This window comes from Streptomyces sp. MGP-BFMKR1 (genome assembly GCF_057766585.1).
The window spans coordinates 4,061,108-4,075,530 of sequence record NZ_CM173408.1 but is presented as its reverse complement, the minus strand read 5'-3'; the positions used below and the strand labels follow the sequence as shown (position 1 = coordinate 4,075,530).

General features: G+C 77.1%; 12 protein-coding genes and 1 pseudogene. 5 read left to right on the top strand and 8 right to left on the bottom strand.

Going from position 1 to position 14,423, the window contains the following annotated elements; all coding sequences use genetic code 11:
• Positions 1 to 194 precede the first annotated feature (194 nt).
• Positions 195 to 1,136, bottom strand: coding sequence for a hypothetical protein (locus tag AC3CHW_RS15630; protein WP_488470850.1), 942 nt, complete (start codon positions 1,134 to 1,136; stop codon positions 195 to 197).
• Positions 1,137 to 1,141: 5 nt separating this feature from the next.
• Complete coding sequence (locus AC3CHW_RS15625; RefSeq protein ID WP_488470849.1) at positions 1,142 to 1,765, bottom strand: papain-like cysteine protease family protein; 624 nt, start codon at positions 1,763 to 1,765, stop codon at positions 1,142 to 1,144.
• A 771-nt stretch (positions 1,766 to 2,536) separates the two neighbouring features.
• Here AC3CHW_RS15625 and AC3CHW_RS15620 point away from each other — a divergent pair.
• Positions 2,537 to 3,232: a hypothetical protein gene (locus tag AC3CHW_RS15620; RefSeq protein ID WP_488470848.1), complete on the top strand. Its 696-nt coding sequence runs from the start codon at positions 2,537 to 2,539 to the stop codon at positions 3,230 to 3,232.
• Between the two features lie 163 nt (positions 3,233 to 3,395).
• Here the strand turns inward: AC3CHW_RS15620 and AC3CHW_RS15615 are convergent, their stop codons facing one another.
• The 3 genes from AC3CHW_RS15615 to AC3CHW_RS15605 all read right to left on the bottom strand — a co-directional run bounded on the left by AC3CHW_RS15615 (position 3,396) and on the right by AC3CHW_RS15605 (position 8,181).
• The gene (locus AC3CHW_RS15615; RefSeq protein WP_488470847.1) at positions 3,396 to 6,791 is read right to left on the bottom strand and encodes a helix-turn-helix transcriptional regulator; all 3,396 of its coding nucleotides are present in this window, start codon (positions 6,789 to 6,791) and stop codon (positions 3,396 to 3,398) included.
• A 341-nt stretch (positions 6,792 to 7,132) separates the two neighbouring features.
• Complete coding sequence (locus AC3CHW_RS15610) at positions 7,133 to 7,675, bottom strand: hypothetical protein (protein WP_488470846.1); 543 nt, start codon at positions 7,673 to 7,675, stop codon at positions 7,133 to 7,135.
• On the bottom strand, positions 7,672 to 8,181 hold the full coding sequence (locus AC3CHW_RS15605) for a SigE family RNA polymerase sigma factor (protein ID WP_187059642.1): 510 nt from the start codon (positions 8,179 to 8,181) through the stop codon (positions 7,672 to 7,674). Before AC3CHW_RS15605 ends, AC3CHW_RS15610 begins: the two co-directional genes overlap by 4 nt.
• 220 nt (positions 8,182 to 8,401) lie before the next feature.
• Here AC3CHW_RS15605 and AC3CHW_RS15600 point away from each other — a divergent pair, with 220 nt between their 5' ends.
• Entirely contained in the window at positions 8,402 to 8,887 is a 486-nt protein-coding gene (locus tag AC3CHW_RS15600; RefSeq protein WP_488470845.1) for a hypothetical protein, read from the top strand.
• 295 nt (positions 8,888 to 9,182) lie between these two features.
• Here AC3CHW_RS15600 and AC3CHW_RS15595 read toward each other — a convergent pair whose 3' ends face one another.
• Positions 9,183 to 10,205, bottom strand: a complete 1,023-nt coding sequence (locus AC3CHW_RS15595; RefSeq protein WP_488470844.1) for an AraC family transcriptional regulator — start codon at positions 10,203 to 10,205, stop codon at positions 9,183 to 9,185.
• Positions 10,206 to 10,296: 91 nt separating this feature from the next.
• Here AC3CHW_RS15595 and AC3CHW_RS15590 point away from each other — a divergent pair, with 91 nt between their 5' ends.
• Positions 10,297 to 11,145, top strand: a complete 849-nt coding sequence (locus AC3CHW_RS15590; protein WP_488470843.1) for an NmrA family NAD(P)-binding protein — start codon at positions 10,297 to 10,299, stop codon at positions 11,143 to 11,145.
• 83 nt (positions 11,146 to 11,228) lie between these two features.
• Here AC3CHW_RS15590 and AC3CHW_RS15585 read toward each other — a convergent pair whose 3' ends face one another.
• Positions 11,229 to 12,173 (bottom strand): NADP-dependent oxidoreductase, encoded by a 945-nt coding sequence (locus tag AC3CHW_RS15585; RefSeq protein WP_488470842.1) that lies wholly within the window; start codon positions 12,171 to 12,173, stop codon positions 11,229 to 11,231.
• A 72-nt stretch (positions 12,174 to 12,245) separates the two neighbouring features.
• Between AC3CHW_RS15585 and AC3CHW_RS15580 the strand changes: the two genes are divergently transcribed.
• Both AC3CHW_RS15580 and AC3CHW_RS15575 read left to right on the top strand, forming a co-directional pair.
• Positions 12,246 to 12,716, top strand: a complete 471-nt coding sequence (locus AC3CHW_RS15580; protein WP_488470841.1) for an SRPBCC family protein — start codon at positions 12,246 to 12,248, stop codon at positions 12,714 to 12,716.
• 102 nt (positions 12,717 to 12,818) lie between these two features.
• A pseudogene (locus AC3CHW_RS15575) lies at positions 12,819 to 13,369 on the top strand (GNAT family N-acetyltransferase).
• A 28-nt stretch (positions 13,370 to 13,397) separates the two neighbouring features.
• Here AC3CHW_RS15575 and AC3CHW_RS15570 read toward each other — a convergent pair.
• Complete coding sequence (locus tag AC3CHW_RS15570; RefSeq protein ID WP_488470840.1) at positions 13,398 to 14,408, bottom strand: GNAT family N-acetyltransferase; 1,011 nt, start codon at positions 14,406 to 14,408, stop codon at positions 13,398 to 13,400.
• Positions 14,409 to 14,423 lie beyond the last annotated feature (15 nt).

Genomic DNA, 14,423 nt, shown 5'->3' with positions numbered 1-14,423 from the left:
CTCGTCGCCGTGCGTACGGCCACCGCCCCCGCCGGGTGGCTGGCGGGGGCGGTGGCCGGGGTCGGGCGCGGCGCACCGGCCGGGGCGGGGGCGGAACGGCGGCCGGCGCGGCGCGGCGACCGGTGTGGTGCGGGCGGGCCCGGCTGCGGTTGACCGGTCAGCCGGTCAGCCGGTCAGCCGGTCAGTCGGAGTCGTCAGCCGGTCGCGGTGCGGCGGCGGAGGCGGACGGCGACCGTTCCGGCGCCGATGAGCAGGGCGCCGCCCGCGACGCCGGCCGCCGCGAGCCCGGCGCCGGACAGGCCGGTCGACGACGAGCCGTCGCTCGCGGTGGTGCGCGGCGTGTCGGGCGCGGGCTGCGCCGCGGCCGGTCCGTCGCCGCCGAACTGGCCGTTGCGCTGGTAGTCGGAGCCGGGCAGCTTGTCGGCGTACCGGTCGTGCACGCGGTCCTGGTACGCCGCGACGCTGGTGCCCCGCGCGCCGACCGCGTCCCGGGCCGACTTGTTGAGCGGCAGCACCCGGTTGCCGTCCAGCGCGTACCAGGCGGCGATCTGCGGCTCGGTGAAGACCAGGTCGCCCGCGCCCTTGCGGCCGAAGCTGACCTCGTCGGTGCCGGAGATCACGTTGGCGACGGCCCAGCGCTGGGTCTTGGCGTCCCGCACGGTCCACACCGTGGCCGTGGCGCCGGAGGCGGAGCGGGCCTCGGAGGCCAGGTAGGCGAACTCGGCCACCGGCTCGGCCGCCGTGCTCCGGCCACGGACGAAGTCCGGGTTCAGCGAGTAGACCGGCACCGCCGGGCCCACCAGGCGCGGGGCCTGGGCGGCGGCCTCGGCACGGGTGACGCCCGCGTCGAGCGTGTCGCGCTCGGTGGCCCGCTCCCGCTCGGCGAGCCGGACGAAGAAGGAGCCGACGCGGTCGGTGGTGTCCTGGCTGGCCAGGGTCTTCGCGGCGGCGGCCCGGTCGGCGGACGTCACCGAGGCGGGCGCGACGGGCCGCGCGCCGTCGTCGGCGACGGCCGCCGTCGGGGCGAGCAGGGCGAGCACGCTGATGCCCACGCCGACGCCCGCGGCGAGCGAGGCGCCGCCGAGCCCGCTGGGGCGAGAGTGAGGGGTGAGTCGGGAACGGGTCGTGTTCGTCATGGCGTTCACTTCTCCCCGTACAGCGACTCGGCCCAGCGGAACTGGCTGTTGCTGCGGTAGGTGTTGTAGTTCATCTCGGCGTAGCGGGGGCTGCTGGGCCACGGGTCGGCGTACATCAGCGTCTGGCGGCTCGCGTCGTACCCGTACAGCACCTGCGCGTGGCCGCCGCCCGAGGTCCAGTAGATGCCGGTCTCGACGGGCGAGTTGGCGTCGATGGTCTGCTGCACGGTCTGGAAGGGCAGCGTGCCGGCGGTGCGGCCCGGGTCCATGCCGAGCTTGGACCACGAGCGCTGTACGTCGGTGAGGTAGCCGGGCCGGTTGGGGCAGGCGGACGTGGGCGGCAGGCCGCGGGCGTAGGTGCAGAACGTGTTCTGCGAGGTGTCCTGGCCGCGCCCGAGGTACCGGGCGATCGACAGACCGGTGGCGGCCCAGCACCACTGGCTCTGGCTCTGCACCAGTTCGGTGAAGGCCAGTTGGGTGGAGGCGGTGACGTCGGACGGCGCGGCCTGGGCGGCGGGGGCCGGGGCCGGCGGCGCTGCGGCGACCGACGTTCCGGACAGCGGCGCCGCCAGACACGCCACGGCGGCGATGCCGCTGAGCGCGACCGTCAGCCGCCGCCGTCCTCTCATCGGCGCGGAGTCGGGTGGCGCGGCCGGGGTGACGGGGGCGCCCACGGGCGCCCGGTGTTTCCGCGGAACCATCGTATTCTCCTTCTCGCCCGGCGCGCGGGGGCGCCGGGTGACATCGGGGGAAGTGAGCGGTGGCGTGCGCCGCGGCGGGAGCGACCGACCGAGCGGAACGGAGCACGCCACGTCCGGTGTGCCGCGCGTCCGGCGCGAGGGGAGTGCGGCGCGCGTGGTGCGGGAGGTGCCGGTGGTACGGGGGTGCGGTGGTGATGTGGAGAGTGCTGTGGTGCGGCGGGGCCGGGGCGTGGGGCCTGGGCCGAGCGGGCTGCGGAGAGTGGGGAGTTGGGGGCGGGTTTCGGTGGGAGGTGGTGGGTTGGGGCGCCCGTGGGGTGGTGGGTGGCGCCCCCGTGGGGAGTGGGGTGGGGCGGAGGTGGCTCCGTCCGCCGGCTGGAACAAAGCTGGGCCCGGCGCCCCGCGGCCCGGAACCCCCCGGGCGCGAAGCAGGGGGTTTCCCGGTACCCCCCTCGCCCCTCCCGGGCCCGCCCGTCGCCGGCGTTCGCCGGGTGGTCGCCCGCGCTCGCTGGGCGGCGGCGTCAGTGGGTGGGTACAGCGGGTGGGTACAGCGGGCGGGTTCTGCGGCAGCGGCGGTGTCAGTGGTGCGGGGTAGCTTGTCGATGACGGGTGGGGGAGGCCCGGCACGGGGGTGCCCCGGGCGCGGCAGCGGCCGGTACGGGGAGAGCACGGGGGAGTACGAGGGAGAAGGGGGCTGGGGGCGTGAGCGACGGATTCGGGTGGATAGCCGAGGCCGGCGGTGGCGGCGGGATGCAACTGGTCGCGGTGCGGGGCGTCGACGTCGAGCAGCTCGCGGTGATGTTGGGCGCCGAGCCGGGCACCGTCATGGACGCGGCCACCTGCAACGCCGTCGTGGCGGCGGCGGGCGGCACGACGCGGCTGCCGGACCTGGCCCGACTGGGCAGCCACGGCGGTTGGGCGTACGCCTTCGAGACCGGTGGTGGCCTCTTCCGTACGGACCGAGACCACCTGAACCACCTGTGGGAGGGCCGCACCTCCGTGCGCGTCTCCGACACGGGGATGGACCCGCCGCTGGTCACGGCCGTGGTGGACGGTGTCTGGGACTGGCAGTACTGCGACGGCTCGGTGCACGAGCGGGTCAGGGCCGACCACCCGCTCACCGCGCGCATGACGGCCGAGATCGGGTTGGGCAGCGCCGTGCCCGACCCGGACTTCCCGGACGATCCCGACGAGTGCTCGCTGTTCGTCCCGGACATGGCCGACGTGTACCGCCTCTTCGGCGCGTACTACGGCCTGTCCCTGCCGCGCCACACCATCGGCCAGCCGTTCCACACGAACACCGCGCTGCACGGCGCGTTCACCGCCCCGCGCACCCTCCCGGACGGCCAGCCCCACCCCGCGTACGCCACGATCCCCCGGCCCCGACCCGGGTCCTGAGAGTCCTGAGCCCGACTCGGGTCCTAAGCCTGACCTGGGCCCTGCCCTGGACGCTGAGCCTTGTCCTGACCTGGGCGGCCCTGAGCCTGGCCGGGGCCTCGGCCGTCACTCGGCCGGGGACACACCGGGCCTGGGGCGCCCCCAGATCCCACGCTCCCGGGGCTCAGACCGTCGGGTCGGCTGCCCTGCCCGGCGCGTGGCCCGGGGCGTGCCGGAGGCGGATGAGTTCGGCGCGGGAGCGGACGCCGAGCTTGCGGTACACACGGGTCAGCGTGGACTCGACGGTCTTGGCCGAGAGGAACAGGCGGCCGGCGATCTCCCGGTTGGTCGCCCCGTCGCCGACGAGTTCCGCCACCCGGTGCTCGGCGGGCGTCAGCGCGTGCCACCGCCCCGTGGGCAGCGCGGCGGGCGGCTGTCCCGGGCCAACGCCCAGCGCCGAGCCCGCCCCCGGAGCCGCCCCCGCCTCCGGACTCCCGAACGGTCCGCCGCCCGGCGCCGCGCCCGCCGTGCCCGCCACGCCAGCGCCCAGCGCCGAGACCGACCCCGCCGGGGCCGCCGCCCGGCCCGCCCCCGACCGCGCCGCCGCGCCGGGCGCCGGGGCGGCGGACCGTCCGCAGGTGACCCGGTGCAGTTCGGTGTGGGCCTGGTCGAGCCAGGGGCGGGCGTCGGCCGTGCGGAAGAGCGCCGCCGCCTCGTGCCACGCGGCGAGCGCGGCCGTGGCGTGCCGGCGTCGGCGCTCCACGGCGCCGAGCGCCAGCAGGTCCCGGCCCTGCTCCAGCGGGAGCCCGAGCGCGCGGTGGCCGGCGGCGGCCTCGCGCAGCCCGGCCGCCGCGCCCGGCAGGTCGGCGGACTCCGCCCGCAGCAGCGCGTCAGCCCGCAGCAGCGACAGGGCGACGCCCGACCGGCCGAGCCGGTGCGCGGCGCCCCGCGCCTCGGCCACCACCGCCCGCGCCTGCTCGTGGTCGCCCACCGCCACCAGCGCCTCGGCCAGGTCCGCCGCCCAGGGCACGGCCGCCGGGTCCACGACCGAGCGCCGGCGGGCGATCGTACGGGCCTGGCCCAGGCACTCCACGGCGGCGACCGGCGCCCGCGAGCGCAACTGGATCTGGCCCAACAGGCACAGCGAGAGCGGCAGGAACACCACGTCCCGCTCGTCCCGCGCGACCCGCACGCCCTCCCGGGCCAGCGCCTCGGCCCGTTCCAGGTCGCCGCCGGCGGCCTCGGCGACCGCGGCCGAGTAGCAGACCTGCCCGAGGTTGGCACCGAGCGCGCGGGCCAGGCCGAGCGCCTCGTGCGCGGCGGCCAGCGCCTTGCCGCAGCGGCCCGCGCGCACGTCCACGTCGATGCTCGCGCACAGCAGGAACAGCATCTCCTCGGCGTCGTCCGACTGCCGCGCCCGGCGCAGCAGTCGGCCGAGTTCGGCGTCCGCCGCGGCCAGCCGGTCGGCGAAGAAGTCGAGCCGCGCCCGGATGGCCCGTGGCCCGTTGTGCCCGCCGGTCGGCCCGGCGTCCTGCGGCCGGGCCAGCGCGCGGTCCAGCGGCTCCTCCGCGTCGGGCCGGCCCTGGAGCGTGCCCACGAACGCCTGGAGCGCGAGCGCGAGCAACTCCGTCGAGCGGTCGCCGCCGCGCCGCGCGAGCGAGGCCGCGCGCGCCGCCTCCGCCCAGGCCAGCGGCGTGTCGCCGTCACTGATGTGGGCCTTGATGCCGCGCAGGTAGTGCAGCCGGGCCCGGGCCCCTGGATCGTCGCCGGCGTGCGCGAACGCGTCGGCGAACACCTCGTCCAGGTCGTGCAGCGCCTGGTTGGCGGCGTTGATGATGAGCACGCAGGCGCGTACGTGCTGCGCCGGGTCGGCGGCCCGGGCGGTGACCGGCTCGGCCAGTTCGCGGCACAGCTCGTAGTCGGCCGCCGCGTACGCGTGCGCGGCGCCGCTCAGCAGCCGCTCGCAGCGGCGCCCGGGGTGCCCGGCCGGGGTGCGCAGCGCGGCGAGCCGGGCCAGCGCCGCGGCCTCGTCGGGCGCTCCGCGCCGCCGGGCCTGGTCGGCCGCGCTGGCCAGCGCCGAGGCCAACTCCTCGGCCGGGCCCGGGGCGGCGAGCGCCAGGTGCCGGGCGTGTTCGACGGCGCCCGGGGTGGCGGCGGCGAGCCGGGCGTGCGCCGTGCGCCGCTCGGCGGCGGACGCGGTGGCGTAGAGGGCACTCGCGTACAGCGGATGCGCGAAGCGCACCTCGGCCCCGTCGTCGGAGACGACGAGCAACCCCGCCGCCACGGCCTGCGCGACCGCCCGCTCGACCAGCCCCTCCGGAGCGGCCGGCACGAGCACGGCCCTGCCCCGCGTGGACGCGCACCCCGCGCCCACCCCCCGTGGGCCGGCGCCGGACGCGGAGACCCCGGACGTGGAGGCGTGCGACGCGGAGACCCCGGACGTGGAGGTGTGTGACGTGGAGACACCGGACGCGCAGACCCCGGACGTGGAGGCGTACGACGTGACGACACCGGATGTGGAGACTCCCGGACCGGGAGCGGCGGGCGACGAGGCGTCGGAGGCGAAGGCGTGGGGCGCGGAGGCGCCGGATGCGGAGGTATCGGGCGCGGAGGCATCGGGCGGGGAGAGGGTGGGGGCGTGCGCGAGCGCCGGGGCGTGGTCGCCGGTCGGCGCGCCGGTGTCCGTGACCACCGCGCGGGCCGCCGCGCGCAGCGACTCCAGCTCCACCGGGCCGCGCCGGGCCGCGGCCACCAGCAGCAGTACGCCGCGCCCGGCCGGCTCCACCCGCGCCAGCCGCTCCGCCGCCCGCGCGCCGATCCGCTCGGGCACGGGTAACGGCTGGTCGCGGGAGGGAAGTTCGGGGCGCCCGTCGAGCAGGCGGACGACCTCCAGCGCGTCGAGCAGATCGCCCTCGCACGCCTCGTGCACGCGCCGGACCAGCCAGTGCGGCAGCTTCCTGGTGGTGTGGCGGTCGAGCACCGCGCGCAGTTCGGACACCCCGGGCGCGGGCAGCTCGCGCACGAGCACCTGGCCCGGGCAGAGCGCGACGCCCAGCGGCGGCCCGCCGCTGACGCCCACGGTCTCGGTCACCACGGCCCGTACCCGCGCCGGCCCGAGCCGCCGGGCGGCGTACGCCAACGTCTGCGCGCTCGGCTCGTCCACGCAGTGCGCCCCGTCCACGGCGAGCAGCACCGGCCCGCGCGCGGTCAGCCCCCGCAACAGGGCCAGCAGGCCCAGCCGCACCCCGAGCGGGTCGGGCCCGTCCGGCGCAGGCCGCTCGCGGCGCAACGCGGCGCGCAGCGCGGAGCGTTGCGGCGGCGGCAGCGCGGCCAGCGCGTCATCGGGCAGCGGGTCGAGGAGGTCGGCGAGCGTGGCGTACGGCAGCGGGCGCTCGGCCGCGCCGGGCTCCGACCACAGGACCGTTCCCGCGTGGTCCCGGGCGCCCTCGACCAGCCCGCGCAGGACGTACGACTTGCCGGCGCCGCGCGGCCCGTACAGCACGAGGCTGCCACCGTCGGCGAGATGGCGCCGTGCCGCGAGCACCACACCGTGCCGCGTATCGGGATCACTGTGCACCACGGGCGGTCCTCCACGTCCTCGATGACCCCCGCCCGCGCGGCTGTCTGGTGCGGGTGGTGTTCCCGGTACGTCCGTGCGGCACGTGGCCCGCGTCGTACGGCTCGCGAGCACGGTCTGCGACGCACGGTCTGCGACGCACGGTCTGCGACGCACGGCCTGCGGTGTACGGGGCGAGTGGGGGAGGCGGGGCGGGGGTGGAGTTGGGCGGCGCTGGGTCGAGTTTCTTACATGGTCATGCCATGTCTCTCCGCCGTCAACGTCCCGTACGGCCCGGCCGTCCCCTCAGGCCGCACCCGCCCCGCACCGGTCCCGCCTACCGCCCCGCGCGTACCCGGTCCCGGTCAGTGCCCGGGCCGCGCGCCCGGCGGCTCGGGCGTCGCGACGCCCGCGGGACCGGTGCCGGGGCCGGAGTCGGAGCCGGGGCCGGGGTTCGAGCCGGGGCCGGGCGGGGTGCGGAGGTCCGGGGTGCGGGGCGTCCCGACGGAGGGCGGGGGCGCGGCGCCCGGCGGCGTGCCCGGGGTCGCGGGGACGGTGGGGTCGGTGGGGAGCGGTTGTGGGTGGGGCCCGTCCGTGGGCGGCGTGGGCTCGGGGGCCGGTGAGGTGGCGGCGGGCCGCGAGGTGCCCGACGGGGACAGGGGCTGCTGGTCACGGTCGGGCCCGGTGCCGGGCAGCCCGACGGCGGCGGCCACCGTGAGCGCCGCGACCGCGACGACGCCGGCCGCCGACGCGGCGACCCGCCGGCGGCGCATCCGCCGCCCGCCCGCCACGGCCGTGTCGACCACGCTGGTCAGCGGCGGTTCCTGGGCGGAGTCCAGGATCTCCGCGAAGGCGTGGCGGAGTTCGGCGCCCTCGTGCGCGCCGCCCGCGTCCCGGTCCCGACTCACCGCCCGCTCCCCTCGCCCACCAGGCCCTCGACGAGCCCGCGCAGCCGCTTGAGCCCGCGCGCGCTCTGGCTCTTGACCGTACCCGGGGTCACCCGTAGCGCCTCCGCCGTCTGCTCCACGCTCCAGTCCTCCCAGAACCGCAGTACGAGCACCGCCCGGTACCGCGGCGGAAGCTCCATCAGCGCGGACCGCATCACCAGCCGCAACTCCGGCGCGTCGGCCTCGGCCTCGGGCGCCTCCGGCACCTCCTCCACGGCCTCCTCGCGCCACCGCCCCTTGCGGTGCTGGTCGATGAAGGTCCGGGTGAGGATGGTGCGCGCGTACGCGTCCACGTTGCCGTCCCGGCGCACCCGGCCCCAGGCCGCGTACAGCTTCATCAGCGTGGTCTGGGTCAGGTCCTGGGCGAGGTGCCAGTCCCCGCAGAGCAGGTAGGCGTTGCGCCGCAGGTGCGCCTGGCGCGCCTCGGCGTACTCCCGGAACTCGCGCTCCCGGACTGCTTCCCTCACCCGCCGCCTCCCGCCACCCGCATCGCGCCGTCCCCTCTCCCATACGGGGCGGGGCGGGCGCAGGTTGCACGCCGGCCCGAAAAAGATTTCCGCGCCCCGCCGTGCAACCCGCCGCCCCCCGCCCCCGTACCTCTCTCACGCAAGGCCGTGATCCGCCCGGGGGATCGGCGGCCCCGCGCACGGCCGGACGCCTCCGGCCCCGTTCACACGAGGAGTCACCATGACCAAGCGCCTGTTCAAGGGCCGCACCCGCCGCCTGATCCTCTCCATCGCCGCCAGCGGTGCCGTGGCCGCGGGAGGCTGGGCCACCGTCGCGAGCGCCGACTCCGGTCCGAAGCCCGCCCCGAAGCCGGCCACCTCGGCGCCGGACGCCCCGCCGGCCGAGGTCGCGCAGCCCGCGCCCGTGCCGCCGAAGCCGGGCACGCCGGCGCCCGTGCCGGCCAAGCCGGGCACGCCGGCCCCGGTGCCGGTCTCGGCCAAGCCGGGCACCCCGGCGCCGGTCCCGCCGGGCGCCAAGCCGGGCACCCCGGGCGAGGTCGCGAAGCCCGCGCCGCAGGACGCCCCGGGCCGGCCCTCGACCCCGCGCCCCGCCCCGGAGGTCCTGGAGCCCGGTGACCAGAGCACCCCGCGCCCGGCCCCGGCGGTCCCGGGCCAGCCCGACAGTCCGCGTCCGGTGCCGGCGGCCCCGGCGCCGTCCGTCCGCTAACCCGCGGCCACGCGCCGCCGGTTCGTACCCGAACCGCGCGGCCCCGGGCGGGCGACGGCGGGGCTGACCACCCCGCCCCCTCGTCGCCCCCGGGGGAAGCGCACGCGGCCCGCCCCGCCAGGGCGGGCCGCCCAGCGCGCCGCGCTCCGGGCCCGCGACACGGGCCCGCTCCACCCCCCGGAACCAGCCCCCACCCGGCCCGGCTTCCCGAAACCAGCACCCGGCCCGGCCCTCCGGGATCAGCCGGCACCCGCCCCGACCCCCGGAGCCAGCCCCCGCCCTCGACCCTCCGGGATCAGCCGGCCCCCGCCCCGGCCGTCGCCCGCCAGGTCGGCGGCGGGTCGCGGTGGTCGCTGGGCCGGGTGCCCCGGAGCCGCTTGAACGCCACGCTCAGCGCGAAGGCGTTGGCGTACCCCACCCGGCGCGCGATCGCGTCCACCGTCTGGTCGGTCTCCCGCAGCAGGTCGGCGGCGAGGGTCACGCGCCAGCCCGCCAGGTAGGCCATCGGCGGCTCGCCCACCAGCGCGGTGAACCGCCGGGCGAGCGCGGCCCGCGAGACGCCGACCTCGGCCGCCAGGTCCGCCACCGTCCACGGCCGCTCCGGCGCCTCGTGCAGCAGCCGCAGCGCGCCCCCCACCAGCGGGTCGTCCAGCGCCCGGCACCAGGCGGGGGCGCCGGCGCCCGGGTCGTCGAACCACCTGCGCAACGCGGCGACCAGCAGCAGGTCCAGCGTCCGGTCGAGGACGAGTTGCTGCCCCGGCCTGTTACGGGCGACCTCGTCGGCCACCACCTCCACCGACGGGTACGGCCCGCCGTCCGCCGGCACCACCAGCACCGCCGGCAACGCCCGCAACAGCCGCTCGCTCACCTCGCCCCGCCCCTCGAAGGCCCCACTGACCAGCACCGGAGCCGCGCCCTCGACGGCGTCGGCGCGGCCCGGGCCCGCGCCATTCCCAGCAGCCCCGCCCCGACGCGCGCCCGGCGGCTCGCAGGCGCCGCCCGCGCGCCCACCGGCGGGCTCGATGCCAGCGGCCGTCGGACAGTAGTCGGCGCTGGTCACCACGTGCGCGGGGGCGGTCGCGGGATCGTCGGCCACCGTGTACGGCGCGTCGCCGCGCACCACCGCGATGTCGCCCACGCCGATGGCCACCGGCTCGCCCCGCTCGGGCACGATCCACGCTCGGCCGCGCGCCATCATCGCCAGCGTCAGCGGGGCGCCGCTGGCCATCCGCAGCGCCCACGGCGGACGCATGATCGTCCGCCGGAACACGGCCCCCCGCGCCCGCACCTGTCCCAACAGCTCCGATACGGCATCCATGGCGGCAGTGTAGGCAGCACGTAGACGCTCAGACATCGACGGGCGCTTCCCAGCCATGGAACGTCTCAGACTCCGGCGCTTGACTGGGGCCATGTCCGAACAGCACCCCATCCTCGTCACCGGCGCCACCGGCAAGTCCGGCCGCCGCGTCGCCGCCCGACTCCGCGCCCAGGGCCACCCGGTCCGCGCGGCGGCCCGTACCGGCGAGCACCCCTTCGACTGGACCGACCCCACCACCTGGGACGCCGCCCTGCGGGGCGTGCGGGCCGTGTACGTCGTGCAACTGGACGGCACCAAGCTCGTCCGCCCCTTCCTGGAGCGGGCCGCCGCGCACGGGGTCCGGCGCGTCGTCCTGGCCTCCGGTCGCGGCATCGACAACCCCGACTACGCGACGGACAGCAACGGTGTCCTGGACGGCGTCCTCGACAGCGAGGCCGCCGTGCGCGAGAGCGGCCTCGAGTGGACGATCAGCAGGCCGGGCTGGTTCGCGCAGAACTTCAGCGAGGGCTTCTTCGCCGACGGCGTCCGCGCCGGCGAACTGCGGCTGCCCGCCGGCGACGGGGCCGCCAGCTTCGTGGACGTCGAGGACATCGCGGCGGTGGTGACCGCCGCGCTGACCGAGGACGGACACGCGGGCCAGACCTACGAGCTGTCCGGGCCGGCCGCGCTCACCCTGACGGAGGTGGCCGCCACGATCAGCGAGGCCACCGGCCGCACCATCCGCTACGTACCGATCACCACCGACCACTACGTCGGCGAACTGGTCCAACACGGTCTGCCGCTCGCCGACGCCGAAGCTTTCGCGCACGTGCTGGAGCCGCTGCGGAACAACACGGACGCCTATCTCTCCGACGGCGTCCACCGCGCCCTCGGCCGGCCGCCGCGCACCTTCGCCGAGTTCGCCAAGGCGACGGCCGCGGCGGACGGTTGGCCGACCTGACGCCGCTGGTCGCGGGGGCGCACCCGGGCGGCGGGCACGACCTCGCCGCCCCCTGTCCCCGTCAGACGACCGTCAGACGGCCGTCAGGAGAAGTCCAGCACCAACCGACCCCGCACCCCGCCCGCCTCCAGCAACCGGTGCGCCTTGGCCGCCTCGTCGGCCGGCAGCACGTCGGCCACGTGCAGCGACAGCACGCCGTCGGCGGCTTGGCGGCTCAGCGCGTCGAGCCGCTCGGTGTCGGTGAGGGCGTCCGCCACCATCACCGGGTGCACGCTGACGCCGCGCCCGGCCGGGCCCGCCCAGCCGCGCAGCGAGGCCAGCGCGCCGCCGTCGGCGACGGCGGGTACGACCTCGATGGTCTGGTTCGAGCCGTCCACCAGGCCGGGCACACCGTCCGGCACCAGCGTGCGGACGCGCGCGGCCACCTCGGCGCCGCGCTCCACGATGTGGTCGGCGCCGAACCCGCGCACCCGCTCGACGTCGCGCGCGGCGGCGTCCGCGATCACGGTCAGCCCGTCGGCCGTCGCCAGCTCGACCGCGTACCCGCCCACCGCCCCGGCCGCTCCCGTCACGGCCACGGTCCCACCGGCCGGCACGGCCACCGCGTCCAGGGCCAGCCGCGCGGTCATGGCGTTCATCAACAGGGTGGACGCCTCCGCGAAGCTCGCCCCCTCGGGCGCCGGCACCACCGACGCGGCGGGCACCACGACCTGCTCGGCGTACGCCCCGCCGCGCGGCCCGACGAACAGCACCAGCGCTATCACCCGTTGCCCCACCGAAAGCCGCCCGTCGGCCCCGGGCCCGAGCTGGTCGATCACGCCAGCGGCGTCCATCCCGGGCACGAACGGCGGCCGGCGCCCCGGCATCCGCACGGCATGGCCGCCGGTCCGCAGCATCACGTCGGTCGGGTTCACGGCCGCCGCGTGCACCCGAATCCGCACCTCGCCGGGCCCCGCCTGCGGCTCGGGCAGCTCCAGCGCGCGCAGCGCGTCCGGACCGCCGAACTCCTCCACCCCAATGGCTTTCATGCTTCCCACCAACTCGCGCGACCGGCGCGGCATTCCGGGTCCCGCGTACGCCACCCGTGCATGATCGCTCCCATGAACAGCCACCACCCCGCCCAGGGGCCCGCCGCGTACGCCTGCATGATCGTCCGCAAGCCCGCCGACGAGGCGTTCCGCGCCTTCGCCGACCCGGCCGTGACCTCCCGTTTCTGGTTCAGCCGGAGCAGCGGGCCGATGGTCCCGGGGGCCGAGCTGCGCTGGGAGTGGGAGACCTACGGGGCGTCGGTCGGCGTCCGGGTGGGCGAGGTACGGCAGGGGGAGCTGATCCGCTTCGAGTGGGGCAACCAGGAGCAGCCGACCACGGTGGAGCTGACGTTCACGCCGCGCCCGGCGGGGGCCACGTTCGTCGAGGTCACCGAGGTGGGGTTCCAGGGCTCGGAGGAGGAGCTGACCCGCTGGTTGAACGACACGGTCGGCGGGTTCACGACGGCGCTGTGCGCCATGAAGGCCCTCCTGGAACACGGCATCGAACTGGGCGCCGTCCCCGACCACCACCCGGCCCCCTGACCGCCCCGGGCGCCACCGGTCCGCACCCGCACCCGCACCCACACCCACACCCACACCCACGAGGGATTGTCGCCGGCCGGACACGTCGGATAAGAAGCTCGCATGCTACGAGGCGGCACGGTCGGGCTCCGGGCCCGGCACGCGGACGACATCCCGGTCCTGCACGCCGAGTTGTACGACGACGTGGCCAACACCTCGCGGGCGGCCGGCCGCCCGTGGCGTCCGATCCCGCCCGGCTCGCCGCACGCGCCGTTCGCGGTGGACGACACGGAGCAGGCCAACGAGGGCAACGTCCCGTTCTCCGTACTGGAGTTGGCTGGCAACACCCTGATCGGCACCGCGATGCTGTGGGGCATCGACCCCCACAACCGCTCCGCGCACCTCGGCCTCGGCCTGCTCCCCGCCGCCCGCGGCAAGGGGTACGGCACCGACGTGGTCGCCGCGCTGTGCCACTACGGCTTCGCCGTCCGCGGCCTGCACCGCCTCCAGATCGACACCCTGGCCGACAACACCGCCATGCTCCGCTCCGCCGAACGCAACGGCTTCGCCCGCGAGGCCGTACGGCGCTCCTCGTCCCGGGTCCTCGGCACATACCTGGACCAGGTGCTGCTCGCCTCCTCGCCGAGGACTGGCGGCCGGCGGCGCGGGGGTAGCCCGCCGCCGGCTGGGCGGCCCGCCCGATCACGCGCCGCCGCTGGCGCCGCCACCACCCGCACCCACCACGGCGGGCTCGTCGTCCCAGGCCAGCGAGGACATCCGCCACCCCGACGGCGTCCGCAGGAACTGGGTGGTCTTGTGGCCCGCGCCCTCGAACCACGTGCCGTGGTGGTAGCCAGACTTGCGGTAGTGGCTGAACCGCTGCGCGACCGAGCCGAAGATCTCGGTCCGCTCGCTGACCTCCCACTCGCGGAACTCCGTCAGCGTCCCGTCCGTGAGCATCTTCTGCCGGGGCTCGATGAACCCGTCGAGGTCGTAGAACACGGGCTCGTCACCGACGTTCGCGATGATCCGCCCCTGCGGGACGAACAGGTCGCGGATGACCCCGAGGTCCGGCCGCCGCTCGCCGGTGTTGTCGAAGGCGCCGACGAACGCGCCCATCAGCCGGTCCAACTCGGCCTGTACGCCGCCGCTGTTCCGACCCGCCCCCTCGCGCGGCGGCCACTCCTCGGCCAGGACCGACCAGACCTCGCTGTCGTGCCGTACGCCCCGGTACGGGTACCGCTGGCGCAGCACGCCGTCGCGGCGCATGCCCAGCCGGCGCGCGACCTCGATGCTGCGCGCGTTGCCCGGCGAGACGAACCACTCCACGCGGCTCATCCCGCGCTCCCGGATCGCCCAGTCGACCAACGCCCGGCAGGCCCGGGTCACCAGCCCCCGCCCCTCCCCGGCCGGCTCCACCCAGCAGCCGACCTCGCACACCCCGGTCGCGCTCTCGAAGCGGGTGAACATGACGCCGCCGACCAGCGTGCCGTCCAGCCACATGCCGTAGATCCGGCCGCCGTCCGCGGCAAGGCGGTCGGCGTACCGCTGGAGGGTGGCCGTGGCCGACTCCAGGTCGGTGCTGAACGTCGCCCACGGTATCCACGGGTCCACGGTGGCGCGGGCGCGGTCCATGTGGGCCAGGAACTCCTGCGCCTGCCAGGGCTCCAGGGGGCGGAGTTGGGCGTGATCGCCGAGCGGCAGGGAGAACATGCGGGCCTCGCCTTC